Here is a 16,676-nt window from a genome sequence, read left to right as displayed (position 1 = left end):
ACGATGATCGATGTCGGCGGCGAATCGACCCGCCCCGGCGCGGCGGCGGTCTGGGAAGGCGACGAGATCGCCCGGCTCGTCCCCGTCGTCGAGCGGCTCGCCCGCGCCGGCGCGATCGTCTCGGTCGACACGCGCAAGGCCGGCGTGATGGCGACGACGCTCGCTGCCGGGGCGCACATCGTCAACGACGTCGCCGCCCTGCTGTGGGACGATCGCGCGCTCGAGGTCGTCGCCGCCAGCGGTTGTCCGGTCGTACTGATGCACTCGCCCGACCCGCGCGAGGGCGGCCACGGGCGGACCGGCTACGCAAACGTCGTCACCGACGTGTTCGACTGGCTCGAGGCGCGGATCGCCGCGGTCGTCGCGGGCGGGGTCGATCGTACGCGGATCATCGTCGATCCGGGCATCGGCTTCGGCAAAACGCTCGCCGACAATCTCGCGCTGCTCAACGGCCTGGCGATGTTTCACGGGCTTGGCTGCCCGATCCTGCTCGGGGCGAGCCGCAAGCGGCTGATCGGCGCGCTGTCGAACGAGGCCCCGGTCGGCGACCGGCTCGCCGGATCGCTCGCGCTCGCGCTCAAGGGCGTCGAGGCGGGCGTCCAGATCCTGCGCGTCCACGACGTCGCCGAGACCGTTCAGGCGTTGCGCGTCTGGCGCGGGATGCGCGACCTCGCGCTGGTTGGCGGCTAACCCGCCCCGATCTTCTGGTCACATGTTCGGGGCGGAATATCGCCGCATTGCAGCGAAATGCGCGATCGCGCATTAGACAAGGCGTGAGCAAGGAGCCTTTCGTTTGATCGTTACCGCAACACCGCGCCTCAGCCAGATCCTCAGCGAAGTCTGGCGCCCGTTGCTCGGGCTCTTTGTCTGGGACGTCGTGGTGACCATCACCTATTATGTCCTGCCCTTTCACGCGCCGTCGCTGCCGCTGACGCTGTTCGGCACCGCGCTCGCGCTGTTCCTCGGCTTTCGCGACAACTCCGCCTATCAGCGCTGGTGGGAAAGCCGCGGCCTCTGGGGGCTGATGACCAACGCCTCGCGCAGTCTTGCCCGCATGACGCGCAACCTGCTCCCCGAACCCGAAGGCCATGATCTCAAGCGGACGATCGTCCTGCGCCAGATCGCCTATGTGAACGCGCTGCGCTGTCAGTTGCGCCGCCAGCCGGTCGCGCCCGATGTCCTGCGGTTCCTGTCGGAGGACGAGGCGTCGTTCGCACTCGCGCGGACCAATCCCGCCAACGGCCTGCTCGACGGCACCGGACGGCGGATCGACATCGCCCGCCGCAACGGCTGGATCGACACGATCCAGCAGGCTTCGTTCGAACGGCTGCTGGTCGATATCGCCAATGCACAGGGCGGGATGGAGCGGATCAAGAACACGCCGCTGCCCAACCAGTACCGCTTCTTCCCGACGCTCTTCACCCGGCTGTTCTGCATCCTGCTGCCGATCGGGCTGGTCGAGACGCTCGGCTTCGCAACCCCGATCGGCTCGACGATCGCAGGGCTGATGTTCCTCGCGGTGCTTCAGATCGGCGACGATCTCGTCGATCCGTTCGCGGACACGATCCACGACGTGCCGCTCAACGCGATGTGCCGCACGATCGAGATCGACCTGCTCCAGGCGATCGGCGACGAAGCCCCCGAGCCGCTGAAGCCGGTCAAGGGCGTGCTCTGGTAGGTCGCCGCCTTTAATCCGGCTTCAGGACAACGTCGCCCGGGGTCAGGCGACGTTGTCGATCCCGAGCTCCGCGAGCTTGCGGTACAGCGTCGACCGCCCGATCCCGAGCCGCCGCGCGACCTCGGTCATCCGCCCGCGATAATGACCGATGGCCAGCCGGATGAGGTCCGATTCGATCTCCTCCAGCGTGCGCAGATGCCCGTCGGCACTGAACAGCGTCACCCCGCCGCCACCGGCCGCGGTCGCGGGCTCGGGCCGGCGACGGCTGCCCAGCGCCGCGATCTGCGGGAAATCGGCCCGCGTCAGCGCGTCGCTCTCGCACAGCACCGCGGCACGGAAGAGCGCATTCTGCATCTGCCGGACATTGCCCGGCCAGTCATATTGGACCAGCAGCGCCAGTGCATCGTCGGTGATCCCGAGCGGGCGCAGCCCCGGTTGCTGCGCGATCCGCGCGAGCAGATGGCGTGCAAGCGCCGGGATGTCGCCGGTCCGCTCGCGCAGCGGCGGGATCGTCACCTGCACCGCGTTCAGCCGGTAATAGAGGTCCTCGCGAAACCGGTCCGCCTCGACCTCGTCGATCAGCGTCGTGTTGCTCGCGGCGATCACCCGGACGTCGACCTGCTGCGGATGCCGCGCACCGAGTGCATGGACGTCGCCCGTATCGAGCAGATGAAGCAGCTTGATCTGCGCGTCGATCGGCATCGCCCCGATCTCGTCGAGGAACAGCGTGCCGCCGTCCGCCTCGCGAAACCGGCCGATCTTGCGCTCGAACGCGCCGGTAAAGGCGCCTTCCTCGTGCCCGAACAGCTCGCTCTCGACCAGATTGGCGGGGATCGCGCCGCAATTGACGCTGATCATCGGGCGTTTGGCGCGCGGCGACGCCGCATGGATCGCCTCGGCCACGACCTCCTTGCCGACCCCGCTTTCGCCTTCGAGCAGGATCGCGACGCGACCGCGCGCGGCCTTGGCGGCGATCGCCAGCGCGGCGCGGAAATCGGGCGACGAGCCGACGATCTCGTCGAACGCGAGCAGCGCGGGGATCTTCTCGGTCAGCGGGCGCAGCTCGCCCGCGGTCGTGCCGGCGACGACTGCATCGAGCGAGGCGAGCAGCCGGTCGGGCGCGAGCGGCTTGACCAGGAAATCGGTCGCGCCCGCGCGCATTGCGTTCACCGCATGCTCGACCGATCCGTTCGCGGTCAGCATCAGGATCGGCAGCGCCGGGCGGCGATTGCGCAGCTCGGCGATCACCGCTGAGGCATCCTCATGCGGTGCGGAATGGTCGAGGATGATCGCGTCGAGCTGCATCCCGTCCTGCGTGCCGAGCGTGGCGATCGCCATCTCGCCGTCGCTCGCGAACACGGTCCGCCAGCCGCCACGCGACGCCAGTGCGGACACCAGCCGCCGTTGTGCAGGCTCGTTGTCGATCAATAGTAGCAGGCGCTGCCCGTTGCGCGTCATGGCGAATCCTGTCCCGTTTGCGGACAGTCTTTAGCGTTTTCAGGTAAAGGGCGACTTAAATATCGCTTTGGGGCGGTTGCGAAGCGCTCCGACCGTGTTGCTGCGGCTGCACGACAGCGTGAAGCCGGGGTTTGGAAGCGCGGGGGTTGAGGCTGAGGCACCGGCCCGATAAGGTCGCACCGATAACAGAATGGCGAGGGACGGATCATGGCGGACGATGCAAACATCAAGGGTCATGCTGCGACCTATGACAGCGTCATCGGTGTGATGAAGATCGGCGCGATCGCCTGTGCGGTGATCGTCGCGATCGTCATCTGGCTGATTTCCTGATCCGATGAAGATCGCCGTCCTCAAGGAGCAGGTGGACGGCGAGCGGCGGGTTGCCGCGACGCCAGAAACCGTCCGCAAGTTCGTCGCGCTGGGCGCGACGCTCGCGGTCGAGGCAGGGGCCGGCCAGTCCGCGTCGATCGCCGACGCCGCCTATGCCGATGCGGGGGCGAGCGTCGCCGACCGGGCGGCGGCGATTTCGGGTGCGGACATCGTGCTCGGCGTGCAGGCGCCGGATCCGGCATCGCTGGCAGGCGCCGCGCCCGGTGCATGGGTCGTCGCCAGCTTCAATCCCTTTGGTCGAGCGCGCCCGGGTCGATGCCTATGCCGCGGCGGGCCTCGAGGCGCTGGCGATGGAGTTCATGCCGCGCATCACCCGCGCGCAGTCGATGGACATCCTGTCCTCGCAGTCGAACCTGTCGGGCTACAAGGCGGTGCTCGACGCCGCGGCCGAATATGGCCGGGCCTTTCCGATGATGATGACCGCGGCGGGGACGATCAGCGCCGCGCGCGTGTTCGTGATGGGGGTCGGCGTCGCCGGGCTTCAGGCGATCGCGACCGCGCGCCGGCTCGGGGCGCAGGTTTCCGCTACCGCGTCCGCGCCGCGACGCGCGAACAGATCCAGTCGCTCGGCGCGAAACCGATCTTCGTCGAAAGCGTCGCCGGGATCGAGGGCGAGGGGACGGGCGGCTATGCGGGCGAGATGAGCCCCGAATATCAGGCCGCGCAGGCCGAGCTTGTCTCCGGGCACATCGCCAAGCAGGACATCGTCATCACCACCGCGCTGATCCCCGGCCGCCCCGCGCCGCGGCTGATCTCGGCCGCGCAGGTCGCGAGCATGAAGCCCGGGTCGGTGATCGTCGATCTTGCGGTCGAACAGGGCGGCAATGTCGAGGGTGCGGTCGCGGGCGAGATCGTTGAGGTGAACGGCGTCAGGATCGTCGGCCATCGCAACGTCCCCAGCCGGCTCGCCGCCGACGCCAGTGCATTGTTCAGCCGCAATTTATTCAACTTTCTCAGTGCCTTCTGGGACAAGGAGACGGGGCGGCCGGTGCTCGATGCGGAAATCGGCGACGCGATCCGCCTGACCCGCGACGGCGCGGTCGTCAATCCGCGTTTGCAGCCATGACCCGGCACGATACAAAACCCCGTTTGCGTCTCAACATTCGCAACATTCGCGGGGCTCAGGAGGGTTGAGATGGACTTTATCGCGATCCTGTCGATCTTCGTCATGGCCTGCTTCGTCGGCTATTATGTCGTCTGGTCGGTGACGCCCGCACTCCACACGCCGCTGATGGCGGTGACCAACGCGATTTCCAGCGTGATCATCGTCGGCGCGCTGATCGCGTCCGCCGCGGCGGGATCGCCGGTCGCGAAATATCTCGGGCTGCTCGCGGTCGTGCTGGCGAGCGTCAACATCTTCGGCGGCTTTGCGGTCACCGCGCGGATGCTGGCGATGTACAAGAAAAAGGAACGGCCGGTCGCCAAGTGACCGTTACGGATCCGAGGGGAACTGAGTGATGCATGACGTAGCCGTGAACCCCTGGGTCGCGCTGGCCTATCTCGTCGCCGGCATGTGCTTCATCCTCGCGCTGCGCGGCCTGTCGAGCCCGGCGACGAGCCAGCGGGGCAATCGGTTCGGCATGATCGGCATGACCATCGCGGTCGTCACGACGCTGGTCACGCATCTCAACGTCGGCATCTGGGAGATCGTCGTCGCGATCGGCATCGGTGCCGCGATCGGGCTCGTGACCGCCCGACGGATCGCGATGACCGCGATGCCGCAGCTCGTCGCCGCGTTCCATTCGCTGGTCGGGCTTGCCGCGGTGTTGGTTGGGGTCGCGGCCTATCTGAACCCGCAGGCATTCGGGATCTCGGACCTGATGATCCCGCTGCTCGGCGATCCGGTCGCGATCATCCGGCCGGTCAGCCGGATCGAGCTGGGGCTGGGCGTCGCGATCGGCGCGATCACCTTCTCGGGCTCGGTCATCGCCTTCCTGAAACTCAACGGCAACATGGGCGGCAAGCCGATCATGCTGCCCGGTCGCCACGTCATCAACATCGCGCTGCTTGCCGCGATCCTCGGGCTGATCGCCTATTTCGTCACCAACCAGGAGCCGTGGATCTTCTGGACGATCACGGCCCTGAGCTTCGTGATCGGCTTCCTGCTGATCGTGCCGATCGGCGGCGCCGACATGCCGGTGGTCGTCAGCATGCTCAATTCCTATTCGGGCTGGGCGGCGGCGGCGATGGGCTTCACGCTGCACAACACCGCGATGATCATCACCGGCGCGCTGGTCGGCTCGTCGGGCGCGATCCTCAGCTACATCATGTGCCGGGCGATGAACCGCAGCTTCATCAGCGTGATCGCCGGCGGGTTCGGACAGTCTGCCGATGCCGGCGGCCCCGCGGCTGCCAGCGACCGCCCTTGGAAGCGTGGATCGGCGGAGGATGCCGCCTTCCTGATGAGCCAGGCCGAACAGGTCGTCATCGTGCCCGGCTACGGCATGGCGGTGGCTCAGGCGCAGCACGTCCTGCGCGAGATGGGCGACAAGTTGAAGGCGGAAGGGGTGCGCGTGAAATATGCGATCCACCCCGTCGCGGGGCGCATGCCAGGCCACATGAATGTCCTGCTGGCAGAGGCGAACGTGCCCTATGACGACGTGTTCGAACTCGAGGACATCAACAGCGAATTCGCGCAGACCGACGTGGCTTTCGTGATCGGCGCGAACGACGTCACCAATCCGGCGGCAAAGACCGACAAAGCGTCGCCAATCTATGGCATGCCGGTGCTCGACGTCGAGAAGGCGAAGACCGTGCTGTTCATCAAGCGGTCGATGGGCGGGGTCGGCTATGCTGGCGTCGACAACGACTTGTTCTACCGCGACAATACGATGATGCTTCTGGCGGATGCGAAGATGATGGTCGAAGACATCGTCAAGGCGCTCGACTGACGGCGTCTGCCTGTCCGCCGGATCCGCCGAGAACCGACCCATTTGGCGTGTGAATCCGGTACGATCCATGGCCTAATCGCGTCTGGCGGGGGATGCGGCAATGACGGCGATCGACGCGCTATCGGCGGACATACGCTATGATGGCGGTGCCGCTGCGGTTCTGATTGCGGACCTTGGCGGTGCGGGGGCAGGGGATCGGCTCGCGACCGCGCTGGACGCGCTGGGCGGACGCCTGATGGCCCGGATCGACTGGCACGTCCCGCTCGATCGGTCCGCGACACCGCGTATCATTCTGGTCGATACGGTGGGGATCAACGCGCCGCTGCTCGCCGAACGGATGGCGCAGATTGTGGCCTGGGCCGCCGATACCGATGCTGCGCTGGTGGTGGCGCTGCGGCCCGACCAGATCGACGCGATCACTGCGCTGACACTGGGCGGTGCGACATCGCTGCTCGTCGATCCCGGGATCGGCGAGTGCGTGGCCGCGGTGGCGATCGCGATCGAACGATCGCGCCAGCCTGCCGGGGTCTTCGACGTCACCCGCGAAAGCGACGGGGCCCGGCTGGAGCGTCTGAGCGCGGAGGTCGGGCGCATTGCCGAGGCGCTTGCCCGGCTGACACAGGCGGATCATGATCGACCGTCCAATTCCCCGGCGATCGTCGGCGATCGATCGGTCGCCTATCAGGCGGCACCCGGGGCGACGCAACACGACGCGACCGACATTCGACGCGCGATCCGCGCGCGGCGGCTTCGCGACCAGTTTTTTGGCGGCACGCTGTTCGAGGATCCGGGCTGGGACATGCTGCTCGATCTCTACGCCGCCGATCTCGAGCGGCGCCGTGTGTCGGTGTCGAGCCTGTGCATCGCCGCAGCCGTCGCGCCGACGACGGCGTTGCGCTGGATCGCGCGCATGACCGATAGCGGGCTGTTCGAACGCCAGCCGGATCCGCATGATCGCCGCCGCGCCTATATGGCGCTGTCGCCGCCCGCGCGCGATGCAATGCGCGGCTATTTCGGCGCAGTCTTGCGCAACGAGCTGCGGATCGCCTGAACGCATGTGCTTTGGGGCTTGCCCCGACGCCGCAGCTTTGGCATCGAACCCCCACCTCAGGGTCTCATCCCGAGAGGGCGCTTAGCTCAGCTGGTAGAGCGGCTCGTTTACACCGAGTAGGTCGGCGGTTCGAACCCGTCAGCGCCCACCATATCTCCCGACACTGGACGCGGCGGCCGAACCCCGCTTTCATGCTGCCAAGGGAGTTGAGACGCTTATGGCACGAGAGAAATTCTGGTGGGTCGCGACGGTGGTCGGGAGTATCCTTCTGGCAGGGGCGGCGCAGGCGCGCCTCACGCCAGCAGAAATGCGGGCCGTCGCGACCGTCGATGCCGAGCATGAGCGCTCGATCGAACTGCTCAAGACGCTCGTCGACCAGAATAGCGGCACGATGAACCTCGAAGGGGTCGCCAAGGTCGGTGCGATGGTCCGGGCGCAGCTCGAACCACTCGGCTTTGCGGTGACCTGGAAACCGATGCCACAGACGCAGCGGGCGGGACATCTGATTGCGCGGCACCGGGGCAAGCCTGACGCCAAACGCCTGTTGCTCATCGGTCATCTCGACACCGTTTTCGAGCAGGATTCGCTGTTTCAACGGTTCGAACGCAAAGGCGAGAGCGCGACGGGGCCAGGTGCGGGCGACGACAAGGGCGGGATCGTCGTGATGCTGTCGGCGCTGCGGGCGATGAAGGCCGCCGGCCTGCTGGACGCCGCCGATATCGAGATCGTGCTGACCGGCGATGAGGAAGATGCGGGCGACCCGGTGGCGATCGCGCGGGGCGATCTGATCGCAGCGGGCAAGCGCGCCGACATCGCGCTCGACTTCGAAGGCCTGTCGGTCGTCGAGGGTCGCGACATGGGATCGATCGCGCGGCGGTCGTCGAACGGATGGGTGCTCACCACGTCGGGCAAGACCGGGCACTCGTCGCTGATCTTTTCGGACGCCTATGGTGACGGCGCCATCAACGAGATGGCCCGGATCCTGTCGGCATTTCGCAAGGATCTGCCCGAACCCAACCTGACCTTCAATACGGGCGTGGTCGCGGGCGGTGCGACGGCGGCGCTCGACAGCGACGCCGTCCGGGCGAGCGCGACGGGCAAGGGCAATATCATCCCTGCAACCGCGGTCGCCCGTGGCGACTTCCGAACCCTGAGCGAAGATCAGACCATGCGGGTCCGTGCGAAGATGGAGCGGATCGTCGCGGCGCATGCGCCCGGCACGAATGCCACGATCCGGTTCGAAAGCGGGTATCCCGCCATGCCGCCGACGGTGGGAAATCGCGCGCTGCTCGACCGGTTGAATCTGGTCAATCGCGACATGGGATTGCCCGAGATGACGGCGCTCGATCCGCTCAAGCGGGGTGCGGGTGACATTGCGTTCGTCGCGGGTGACGTCGACGGGCTGATCGGGCTCGGAACCGCGAGCAGCGGTGATCATGCACCGGGGGAGACGGTCGACCTTGCGAGCATTCGCCGTCAGGCCAAGCGCGCCGCGATCCTGATGGCCCGCCTCTCACGCGAGCCAAAGGATCTGTGACAAGGCTCGACGCCTCTCTGGGCTAGCGGTCGACGACGTTCGGCTTGGCGGTCGCAACGACTGAATCATCGTCGCGCAGCTTGAGGAACAGCGTGTCGGTCGGGCGCGGAATGGCGACCGTACTGGCGGTATAGCCGTCGGGAATTGCCGCAACGCCGGTGAACTGCGCGTCTCCGCCAACAGCGGCGAGCAGATACAGCGCGTCACCGGTCAGCAGGCAGCGCGGCGCGCCCTTGTCGCATGTCACGCCCGTGATGGTCGGCAGGCGGACGAGGGTGACGAGTGGCGCCCAGTCGCTTTCCGCACCGTCCTGCAGGAGGCGGTATCGCAGCGGGCCATAGGCCGATACGCCCAGCGCCTTGGCCGGTTCGATCGTCGCAATCGCGACTTGTGCACTCTGGACGCGGTAGCCGTTCGCTGCGGCGATGACCGTCGACGCGCGTCCGTCGACCGTGGCGATCTCGACCTGTTCGCGTCCGCTGAACCGGGTCGCCCCCGCGCCGCGGAGCGAAAAGGTCAGGCTGGCATCGACCGACATGACGGTGCCCGACGGCAATGTGATCGGCAGCGACGCTGCGTGCGCCGCCGGGGCGAAGGTCTTGTCGATGAGTGTGACCGACGGCCGCGCGGGAGCGACATGCACGGCGACCGGCAGCACGCGACCGTCCTTCAGCGTCACCCGCCCCGATCGATCCTGGCCTACGGTCCAGGCGGCGACCGGAGCAGGCGTGTGGACCGTCATGACGCGTTCGTCGGCCTTGCCGGTCCGTACCACCGCACCAGGGCTGAATACCGCGCCATCGACGCTCAGCGAGGCGACGGTGTCCAGCCGTGTGCCCGTCAGGACACCATGAAGATCGCCGGCGTGCAGCGTGAACGCGTCGATCCGCCCCGTCTCCGTCAAGGCGGTCAGGGCGATCGTGTCGACGTCTGCGATTCCCTGCTGGCGGACGAGCAGGCTGACCTGCCCCGCCGCGATCTGCGCCTTCGGGATCGTTGCAGTGATCCGGCCATCCGGCAATGCGGCCCATTTGAGCGGCTCGGTCGTGCCGGAGGTGCGGGCGAGCGCGATGTCCTCGACACAGGCGGCTGCTCCGCCCTCGATCGTCAGGCTGTTATCGCGTCCGGCGATCACCGTGGTGCCCTCGATCGCGCGCCAGCTGTTCGCGCGCGGACTCTGGATGCGAAAGCGTGGACCGTCGAACGGGGTGAAGCCCCATACGCCGTGAAGCGTGGCGTCAAAGCTGACTCGCAGATCGCCGCCGTAGCTGCCCGGGCCGGCGAGAAGGAAACCCCCGCGTTCGACATCGGCGCTGACCGGCAGATCGAGCGTGCTGCCGTCGGCACGCGTCACGCGGACCGCCATCGCATGCGCATAGCGCGTGGCATAGATCAGCGGCGCGCCTTCGACTGGAAGCAGCACACCCTCTCGTGCTCGACACAGCGCGCGACCGGGCGCGATCGTCCGCAGCGGCGGCGGCTCGGGCGCCTCGATCGCCGGAAGCGCCGCGACCATGACCGACTTGGGCTTTGCAAAGGAGGGGGCGGCGTTCAGCAACAGCGACAGGCGCGCCTCTGCCGCACGGCCGAGGGCGGGTATATACTGGAACTGGGTCGACTGGAATGCGCCAAAAATCCGGGCAAGATCGCGAACGACACCGATATAGGAGCTGTAATAGCCGTATCCGGCTCGGGTGTTGCGGCGAGTTGCAAGGCCAGATCGGTGGGGGCGCCGACGAGGGTTTCGGTCAGCGATGCGCTGTGACTGTCGGCCAGCAGTAGCGAGCTTCGGCTCTGCGTCAGGCAGGCCGCCTGGAGATCGATCGCCTGCTCGAGGCATTCGGCCTTGAGCGTGATTGACAGGCTGCGGGTCAGGACGGGTGATACGGTCTCGATCCGTTCAGGATGCGTGCGCTCGAGGCGGTGGATCGAGTCCAGGAACGTGTCGAGCCGCGCGCGGTCGAGCGACGCCTGGTTGAGCTCCTGCGAGGCGCGGACGAACGCGCCGGGCTGTTTGCGGACGGCGTCGACGATCGAGTCATAACCCCCGCCGGTTTCCGGCGCGAGGAAGAGGATCAGCTGGCGTGCGCCAGCGGGCACGGTCAGGTCGAGAGTCTTTTTCTTCCGCTCCCACGTCTTGGCCTGCGTGAACCAGTTTTTGGGGGGCGGATTGGTCGCGCCGCGCAAGAATGCGGCCACCAGCAGGTAGTGGACACCCTGATCACGGGGTAAATCCGCACTCACCGCGATCCGGTCGCCTTCGCTGAGATTGGGCACCTGCCCGATCGGCAACCTCGTCGCACCGTGCGTCACCATGACGTTCAGCGCCGGACCAGACAGGTCGAAGGCCGCGGGGTCAGCCTGTGCCGGGGTGAGCGGCAGCAGCGCGGCGAAGAGCAGCGCGATGCGTCCCGACCAGGTAATCGACGCGCCGAGGGGGAATCGCGAAACAGCCATGGGCGCTACCCGTGGCGGCAGGGCATGGCCATTTTAGGGCGGTGGCGCAGGGTCTAGACCGCGACCTTCGCGTTCGTGCGGCCCTCGTCGCCGAAGATTCGCAGGTACCGGGCAATCTCGCCCGGATCGCCGGTCGCCTTGGCCGGATTGTCCGACAGCTTGACCGCCGGGCGTCCATTGGCCTGCGTGACCTTGGCAACCAGCGAAATCGGCTCGAGTCCGGCCATGCCATCGGGGTCGCACCCTCGGAAGTCGTTGGTCAGATTGGTCCCCCAGCCAAAACTCATCCGCACCCGGCCGTGGAAATGCCGATAAGTCTCTTCGATCGTGTCGACATCCATGCCGTCCGAAAAGATCAGCAGTCTCGTTTTAGGGTCGCGACCCTGTGCCTTCCACCAGGCAATGATCGCTTCGCCACCGGCGATCGGGGGTGCACTGTCGGGGCGGAAGCCCGTCCAGTCGGCGACCCAGTCGGGCGCGTTCGCGAGGAACGCGCTCGTTCCGAACGCGTCGGGCAACGCGATCAGCAGATTGCCGCCATAATGGCGTCGCCAGTCATCGAGCACCCGGTAGGGCGCATCCGCTATCCCCCGGTCGTCGTCGGCCAGTGCGGCATAGACCATCGGCAATTCATGCGCGTTGGTGCCGATGGCTTCCAGATCGTTATCCATCGCCAGCAAGACGTTCGACGTGCCGATGAAACGGCTGCCAAGCCCTTCCTTAAGCGCCTCGACGCACCAGCGTTGCCACAGGAAGCCATGGCGGCGGCGCGTACCGAAGTCGGACAGGACCAGATCGGGCAGATCCCTCAGCCGTTCGACCTTGTCCCATAATTTGGCCTTCGCGCGCGCATAGATCACGTCGAGCGCGAAACGTCCGCGATCGCGTACCGCCACGCGTGCGCGCAATTCATTGATGATCGCAAGCGCGGGGATTTCCCACATCGTCGTTTCCGCCCAGCAGCCCTCGAACCGCAGCTCGAACTGTCCGTCGACGGTCCGCAGATCGTATTCGGGCAGCCGGAAGGCGGCAAGCCACTGCAGGAATTCGGACGCAAACATGCGATCCTGGCCATAGAAGCTGTTCCCAGCGAGCCAGATCAGCTCCTTCTTCCCGAACCGCACGGTACGCGCATGATCGAGTTGCGCGCGCAGTTCGCCTTCGTCGATGATGTCCGCCAGCCGCACGCTCGTCGTGCGGTTGATCAGGGTAAAGGTCGTCTGCACCTTGGGGTGAAGGTGACGGATCATCTGCAACATCAGCAGCTTGTAGAAGTCGGTATCGAGCAGGCTGCGGACGATCGGGTCGAGCCTGAACCCGTGATCGTAGGTACGCGTGGCAATATCGGTGACGGCCATGCCGATCTCCTTCCGGGGCGTTCAGCGCAGCAATGCAACGATATCGCGTGCAATGTCCGCTGGCAGTCGCGACGCGCCAGCTTCGACCGTCGATACGGTCGCCCAGCGGCCGAGCAGGCCTGCCGCCGCCATCGCGGCATAGTTGATGCGGACGCGGTCCTGGAGCCCGGTATCCGCTTCATACGCGTCGAACGCATCGTCGGTGTAAGAGCGCTTGCGCTTCTGGCGGATCAGCCGCGCGCAATGTCAGCCGGCGTATCGAGATAGACGGACAGATCGGGCATCGGCAGGGCGAAGCTGCGCGTCTCGAGATCCGCAATCCAGGCCATCATCGTATCCGCCTCGTCGACCGGCACCTGCGCCGCCTGATACGCCATGTTCGACGCGATATAGCGGTCGAACACGACGACGTCGTTCGCCGCCATCGTTGCCATCAGGTGATCGCGCGATTCCATCCGGTCGAGCGCGTAGAGCACGGCGGCGGCCTTTGGTGACGTGCCGCGTGGCAGCGTGCCCGCGAGCATCGCCCCCAGCGCCCAGCCGCCGACCGTGTCCGTATAGCGCGGGAACGAAATGACCGCGGCGCTGCGTCCGGCGGCCTGCAACTGCTCGACGACCAGTGCGGAGGCCGTGGCCTTACCGGCGCCGTCGGCGCCTTCGATAGCGAGGAGGAAGCTCATCGCGCTCCCCTAACCGACCCGCGCGTGCAGGTCGATAAAGCTGTGCTGTAGCAAATTATACGGGGCCGTGCGGTCTGGCGGAGACGCCGCGCCGCCTTGGCGATGCCGTGCAGTGCTCAAGCTGCTGTCACCGCCCAGCGTGTCATTCGCAAAGTTTCTGGTGGTGGCGGATCACCTCGTCGATGATGAACCGTAAAAACTTTTCGGAGAATTCCGGATCGAGCTGGGCTTCCTCGGCGAGCCGACGCAACCGCGCAATCTGACGCTCTTCACGTCCGGGATCGGCGGCCGGCAGCCCGTGCTCCGCCTTGTGCCGGCCAACCGCCTGCGTCACCTTAAACCGCTCGGCAAGCATATGAATCAGTGCCGCATCGATGTTGTCGATGCTCTGGCGATAGCCGCTCAGCAGGTCGTCGGGCATCGTGTAACCTCCACCTATTGCCGTCGCCTGCCTTTTGGTGAGGGTTTGCCGAGCCGGCAAGGGTTGCTTTGCGAGGCGGTAGCCGTCAGAGGCACGGGCAGATGAGCGCCACCGTCCACCGCCTCGACTCCCCTCGTTCGAATCCCGGGCCACAGCCTTCGCTGGACCCGATGGTCAAGCTCGTCACCACCGACATGGACCAGGTCAATGCGGTGATCGTCGCGCGCATGACCTCCGATATTCCGTTGATCCCCGAATTGGCGGGTCATCTGATCGCGGGCGGGGGCAAGCGGATGCGCCCGATGCTGACGCTCGCGAGTGCACAGCTGCTGGACTATGCCGGGACGCAGCATCACCTGCTCGCGGCGGCCGTCGAATTCATCCACACCGCGACGTTGCTGCATGACGACGTCGTCGATGGCTCCGACCTGCGGCGTGGGAACCGCACCGCGAACATCATCTGGGGCAATCCTGCGAGCGTACTGGTCGGCGACTTCCTGTTCAGCCGCAGCTTCGAACTCATGGTCGAGGCGGGCAGCCTGAAGGCGCTCAAGATCCTCTCATCGACCAGCGCAGTCATCGCCGAGGGCGAGGTCAACCAGCTGACGGCGGCCCGCCGCGTCGATCTGGGCGAGGAGCGCTATCTCGACATCATCGGCGCGAAGACCGCGGCGCTGTTCGCTGCCGCCTGCCGAATCGCTGCCGTGGTGGCCGATCGGCCCGAGAATGAAGAGGCGGCACTCGACGCCTATGGCCGCAACCTCGGGATCGCCTTCCAGCTTGTCGACGACGCGATCGACTATGTCTCGGATGCGGATACGATGGGCAAGGATGCGGGCGACGATTTCCGCGAAGGCAAGATGACCCTGCCGGTGATCCTCGCTTATGCGCGCGGATCGGTCGAGGATCGTCAATTCTGGAAGGATGCGGTCGAGGGGCGTCGCGACACCGATGCGACCTGCAGCATGCCGTGCGTCTGATCCGGGCAACCCGCGCGATCGACGACACGTTTGCGCGGGCGCGGCATTATGGTCAGCGGGCGATCGATTCGATTGCGGGCTTTGCCAATGGCGAGGCGAAGGACGCGATGATCGAGGCCGTCGAGTTTGCGGTGGCTCGCGCTTATTAAGTTCAACCGGCTGAGGCAGACACAATAACGGCGGCCGATCGCTCGGCCGCCGCATCTTCGTTTACCGAGCAAAAAAGCTCAGCGGCACTTGACGTTACCGCGGTCGACCGACCGTCCGAGCAGTGCGCCGCCACCGGCACCCGCCAGCGTTCCGAGCGTGCCGCCGCCGATCAGATTGGCAAGAACACCACCACCGAGCGCGCCGATCACAAGCCCGGTCGTGCCATCGTTGCGCTTGCAATAGGCCCGGCCATCGTTGCCGCGATAGATGCGATCATTGCGGCCGAGACGACGCTCGCGGTAATTGCCGTTCTGATAGCTGCGCGACGGATCCCAGTTGCGATCGTCACCGCGCCAGTTGCGGTCGTTGCCGCGGCGCGAATCATTCCCCCGGCGGTCGTCATGGCCCCGGCGGTCGTCATGACGCTGAGCAGCGGCTTCGACAGGCACCATTGCGGGGGCGACCACGGCGACGGACATCAGCGCGGCGATAAAATACTTCTTCATCGGGTATTACTCCAGAACTATACTAGGATAACCCGCGCAACGCCCCAAAGGTTCATATCACCGCGTGGCGCGTCATCGAGCATGGCTGACCGTCGCCCGTCTCGACCTGCAACGTGGCATGGCCGATCCCGAAACGCTCCTGCAGCATCGTGCGGGTCGAGGTGAGGAACGGATCGCCGGGATGGCCGCCCGGCATGACGAGGTGCGCGGTCAGGACGGGCTCCGTCGTGCTCATCGGCCAGATGTGCAGATCATGGATCGCCGTCACGCCGGGCAGGGTGCATAGCGCCTCGTCGACCTGGTCGAATTCGATCCCGCGCGGTACCGCGGACAGCGCCATTTCGACGGTCTCGCGCAGCAATCCCCAGGTTTGCCAGAAGATCAGGACCGCGATGACGATGGAGACCGCCGGGTCGATCCAGGAGATCCCGGTCTGCCAGATCAGCACGCCCGCGATCACGACCCCCGCCGATACCAGCGCGTCCGCGGCCATGTGCAGATAGGCGCCACGGATGTTGACGTCCCCCTTGCGACCGCGCGCGAACATCCAGGCGGTGATCGCGTTCACCGCGATGCCGATCCCGGCCACCATCGATACGGTCAGGCCCGCCGTGGGCGTCGGATCTGCGAAACGCTGTGTCGCCTCGAGCAGGATCGCCCCGAGCGCGACGAGCAACAGCAGCGCATTGGTCAACGCCGCAAGGATCGTCGATCCCTTCAGCCCATAGGTAAAGCGCTTGGTCGGCTCGGTTCGCGCGAGCATCGTCCCGCCCCAGGCGACGACCAGGCCCAGCACATCGGAGAGATTATGCCCGGCGTCCGCGAGCAGCGAAACCGAGTTGATCCGCAATCCGACCAAGGCCTCGACCGCGACAAACGCCACGTTGAGTCCGATCCCGACCGCAAACGCGCGGTCGAACGATGCCGGAGCATGGCTGTGTGCATGTGCGTGCCCATGTCCTGCATGCCCGTGTGCATGCCCGTGCCCGTGTCCGCCCAAAGCCCATGCTCCAATGATTCGGCCGGCGCGTAGCATCCGTCTTGCATGTGATACTAGGACGCCGCGCGATGGGATTGCAGGCCGGGGGGCAAGTATCGGCAATACAGTGGTTTTTCGCC

The 16,676-nt window shown here is 66.3% G+C and carries 15 protein-coding genes, 1 tRNA gene and 2 pseudogenes; 10 read left to right on the top strand and 8 right to left on the bottom strand.

Annotated features, from left to right (window positions below):
• A partial coding sequence (folP, locus tag NI18_RS06400) for a dihydropteroate synthase (RefSeq protein WP_037528854.1) occupies positions 1–690 on the top strand: 690 nt, incomplete at its 5' end.
• Positions 691–793: 103 nt separating this feature from the next.
• Positions 794–1,678 (top strand): bestrophin family ion channel, encoded by an 885-nt coding sequence (locus NI18_RS06395; RefSeq protein ID WP_031396098.1) that lies wholly within the window; start codon positions 794–796, stop codon positions 1,676–1,678.
• 42 nt (positions 1,679–1,720) lie between these two features.
• Here NI18_RS06395 and NI18_RS06390 read toward each other — a convergent pair whose 3' ends face one another.
• Positions 1,721–3,136 carry a sigma-54 dependent transcriptional regulator gene (locus NI18_RS06390; protein ID WP_031439238.1) on the bottom strand — a complete coding sequence of 472 codons (1,416 nt, stop codon included), beginning with the start codon at positions 3,134–3,136 and terminating at the stop codon, positions 1,721–1,723.
• 207 nt (positions 3,137–3,343) lie between these two features.
• Between NI18_RS06390 and NI18_RS23065 the strand changes: the two genes are divergently transcribed.
• The 7 genes and pseudogenes from NI18_RS23065 to NI18_RS06355 all read left to right on the top strand — a co-directional run bounded on the left by NI18_RS23065 (position 3,344) and on the right by NI18_RS06355 (position 9,005).
• Complete coding sequence (locus tag NI18_RS23065; protein WP_031396100.1) at positions 3,344–3,466, top strand: aa3-type cytochrome c oxidase subunit IV; 123 nt, start codon at positions 3,344–3,346, stop codon at positions 3,464–3,466.
• 4 nt (positions 3,467–3,470) lie between these two features.
• Positions 3,471–4,592: pseudogene (locus NI18_RS27860) on the top strand (NAD(P) transhydrogenase subunit alpha).
• A gap of 69 nt (positions 4,593–4,661) precedes the next feature.
• Positions 4,662–4,955 (top strand): NAD(P) transhydrogenase subunit alpha, encoded by a 294-nt coding sequence (locus NI18_RS06375; RefSeq protein WP_031394789.1) that lies wholly within the window; start codon positions 4,662–4,664, stop codon positions 4,953–4,955.
• Between the two features lie 28 nt (positions 4,956–4,983).
• Entirely contained in the window at positions 4,984–6,417 is a 1,434-nt protein-coding gene (locus tag NI18_RS06370) for an NAD(P)(+) transhydrogenase (Re/Si-specific) subunit beta (RefSeq protein ID WP_037528848.1), read from the top strand.
• Between the two features lie 100 nt (positions 6,418–6,517).
• The gene (locus NI18_RS06365; protein ID WP_052149028.1) at positions 6,518–7,468 is read left to right on the top strand and encodes a hypothetical protein; all 951 of its coding nucleotides are present in this window, start codon (positions 6,518–6,520) and stop codon (positions 7,466–7,468) included.
• Positions 7,469–7,543: 75 nt separating this feature from the next.
• A tRNA-Val gene (locus NI18_RS06360) sits at positions 7,544–7,619 on the top strand.
• Positions 7,620–7,685: 66 nt separating this feature from the next.
• Positions 7,686–9,005: a M20/M25/M40 family metallo-hydrolase gene (locus NI18_RS06355; RefSeq protein WP_037528846.1), complete on the top strand. Its 1,320-nt coding sequence runs from the start codon at positions 7,686–7,688 to the stop codon at positions 9,003–9,005.
• A 22-nt stretch (positions 9,006–9,027) separates the two neighbouring features.
• On the opposite strand, the gene NI18_RS22120 is transcribed toward NI18_RS06355, so the two are convergent.
• The 5 genes from NI18_RS22120 to NI18_RS06335 form a co-directional block, all read right to left on the bottom strand.
• Positions 9,028–10,563: a hypothetical protein gene (locus NI18_RS22120; RefSeq protein ID WP_128082102.1), complete on the bottom strand. Its 1,536-nt coding sequence runs from the start codon at positions 10,561–10,563 to the stop codon at positions 9,028–9,030.
• Complete coding sequence (locus NI18_RS22115) at positions 10,557–11,321, bottom strand: hypothetical protein (RefSeq protein WP_198526948.1); 765 nt, start codon at positions 11,319–11,321, stop codon at positions 10,557–10,559. The genes NI18_RS22120 and NI18_RS22115 overlap by 7 nt, the downstream gene beginning before the upstream one ends.
• Before the next feature lie 194 nt (positions 11,322–11,515).
• A complete protein-coding gene (gene pncB / locus NI18_RS06345) occupies positions 11,516–12,820 on the bottom strand; it encodes a nicotinate phosphoribosyltransferase (RefSeq protein ID WP_037528844.1) in 1,305 nt (434 codons plus the stop codon).
• A 230-nt stretch (positions 12,821–13,050) separates the two neighbouring features.
• Positions 13,051–13,500, bottom strand: a complete 450-nt coding sequence (locus tag NI18_RS06340) for a hypothetical protein (RefSeq protein WP_306286262.1) — start codon at positions 13,498–13,500, stop codon at positions 13,051–13,053.
• A 142-nt stretch (positions 13,501–13,642) separates the two neighbouring features.
• A complete protein-coding gene (locus NI18_RS06335) occupies positions 13,643–13,921 on the bottom strand; it encodes a chorismate mutase (RefSeq protein WP_031439230.1) in 279 nt (92 codons plus the stop codon).
• Between the two features lie 101 nt (positions 13,922–14,022).
• Between NI18_RS06335 and NI18_RS06330 the strand changes: the two are divergent.
• A pseudogene (locus tag NI18_RS06330) lies at positions 14,023–15,050 on the top strand (polyprenyl synthetase family protein).
• Positions 15,051–15,128: 78 nt separating this feature from the next.
• On the opposite strand, the gene NI18_RS06325 reads toward NI18_RS06330, so the two are convergent.
• Complete coding sequence (locus NI18_RS06325) at positions 15,129–15,557, bottom strand: glycine zipper 2TM domain-containing protein (protein WP_037528841.1); 429 nt, start codon at positions 15,555–15,557, stop codon at positions 15,129–15,131.
• Positions 15,558–15,609: 52 nt separating this feature from the next.
• Positions 15,610–16,557, bottom strand: a complete 948-nt coding sequence (locus tag NI18_RS06320) for a cation diffusion facilitator family transporter (RefSeq protein ID WP_037528838.1) — start codon at positions 16,555–16,557, stop codon at positions 15,610–15,612.
• Positions 16,558–16,676 lie beyond the last annotated feature (119 nt).

Source organism: Sphingomonas sp. Ant20 (genome assembly GCF_000783375.1).
Lineage (GTDB): Bacteria > Pseudomonadota > Alphaproteobacteria > Sphingomonadales > Sphingomonadaceae > Sphingomonas > Sphingomonas aerolata.
The sequence above is the reverse complement of the archived record's forward strand: the minus strand, read 5'-3'. Positions and strand labels throughout refer to the sequence as shown.

Excerpts from the sequence above, each read along its gene's own strand:
- pncB (WP_037528844.1), bottom strand. The coding sequence starts at position 12,820 with ATGGCCGTCACCGATATTGCCACGCGTACCTACGATCACGGGTTCAGG.
- NI18_RS06375 (WP_031394789.1), top strand. The coding sequence starts at position 4,662 with ATGGACTTTATCGCGATCCTGTCGATCTTCGTCATGGCCTGCTTCGTC.
- NI18_RS23065 (WP_031396100.1), top strand. The coding sequence starts at position 3,344 with ATGGCGGACGATGCAAACATCAAGGGTCATGCTGCGACCTATGACAGC.
- NI18_RS06390 (WP_031439238.1), bottom strand. The coding sequence starts at position 3,136 with ATGACGCGCAACGGGCAGCGCCTGCTACTATTGATCGACAACGAGCCT.
- NI18_RS06335 (WP_031439230.1), bottom strand. The coding sequence starts at position 13,921 with ATGCCCGACGACCTGCTGAGCGGCTATCGCCAGAGCATCGACAACATC.
- NI18_RS06365 (WP_052149028.1), top strand. The coding sequence starts at position 6,518 with ATGACGGCGATCGACGCGCTATCGGCGGACATACGCTATGATGGCGGT.
- NI18_RS06370 (WP_037528848.1), top strand. The coding sequence starts at position 4,984 with ATGCATGACGTAGCCGTGAACCCCTGGGTCGCGCTGGCCTATCTCGTC.
- NI18_RS06340 (WP_306286262.1), bottom strand. The coding sequence starts at position 13,500 with ATGAGCTTCCTCCTCGCTATCGAAGGCGCCGACGGCGCCGGTAAGGCC.
- NI18_RS06355 (WP_037528846.1), top strand. The coding sequence starts at position 7,686 with ATGGCACGAGAGAAATTCTGGTGGGTCGCGACGGTGGTCGGGAGTATC.
- NI18_RS06325 (WP_037528841.1), bottom strand. The coding sequence starts at position 15,557 with ATGAAGAAGTATTTTATCGCCGCGCTGATGTCCGTCGCCGTGGTCGCC.
- NI18_RS22115 (WP_198526948.1), bottom strand. The coding sequence starts at position 11,321 with ATGGTGACGCACGGTGCGACGAGGTTGCCGATCGGGCAGGTGCCCAAT.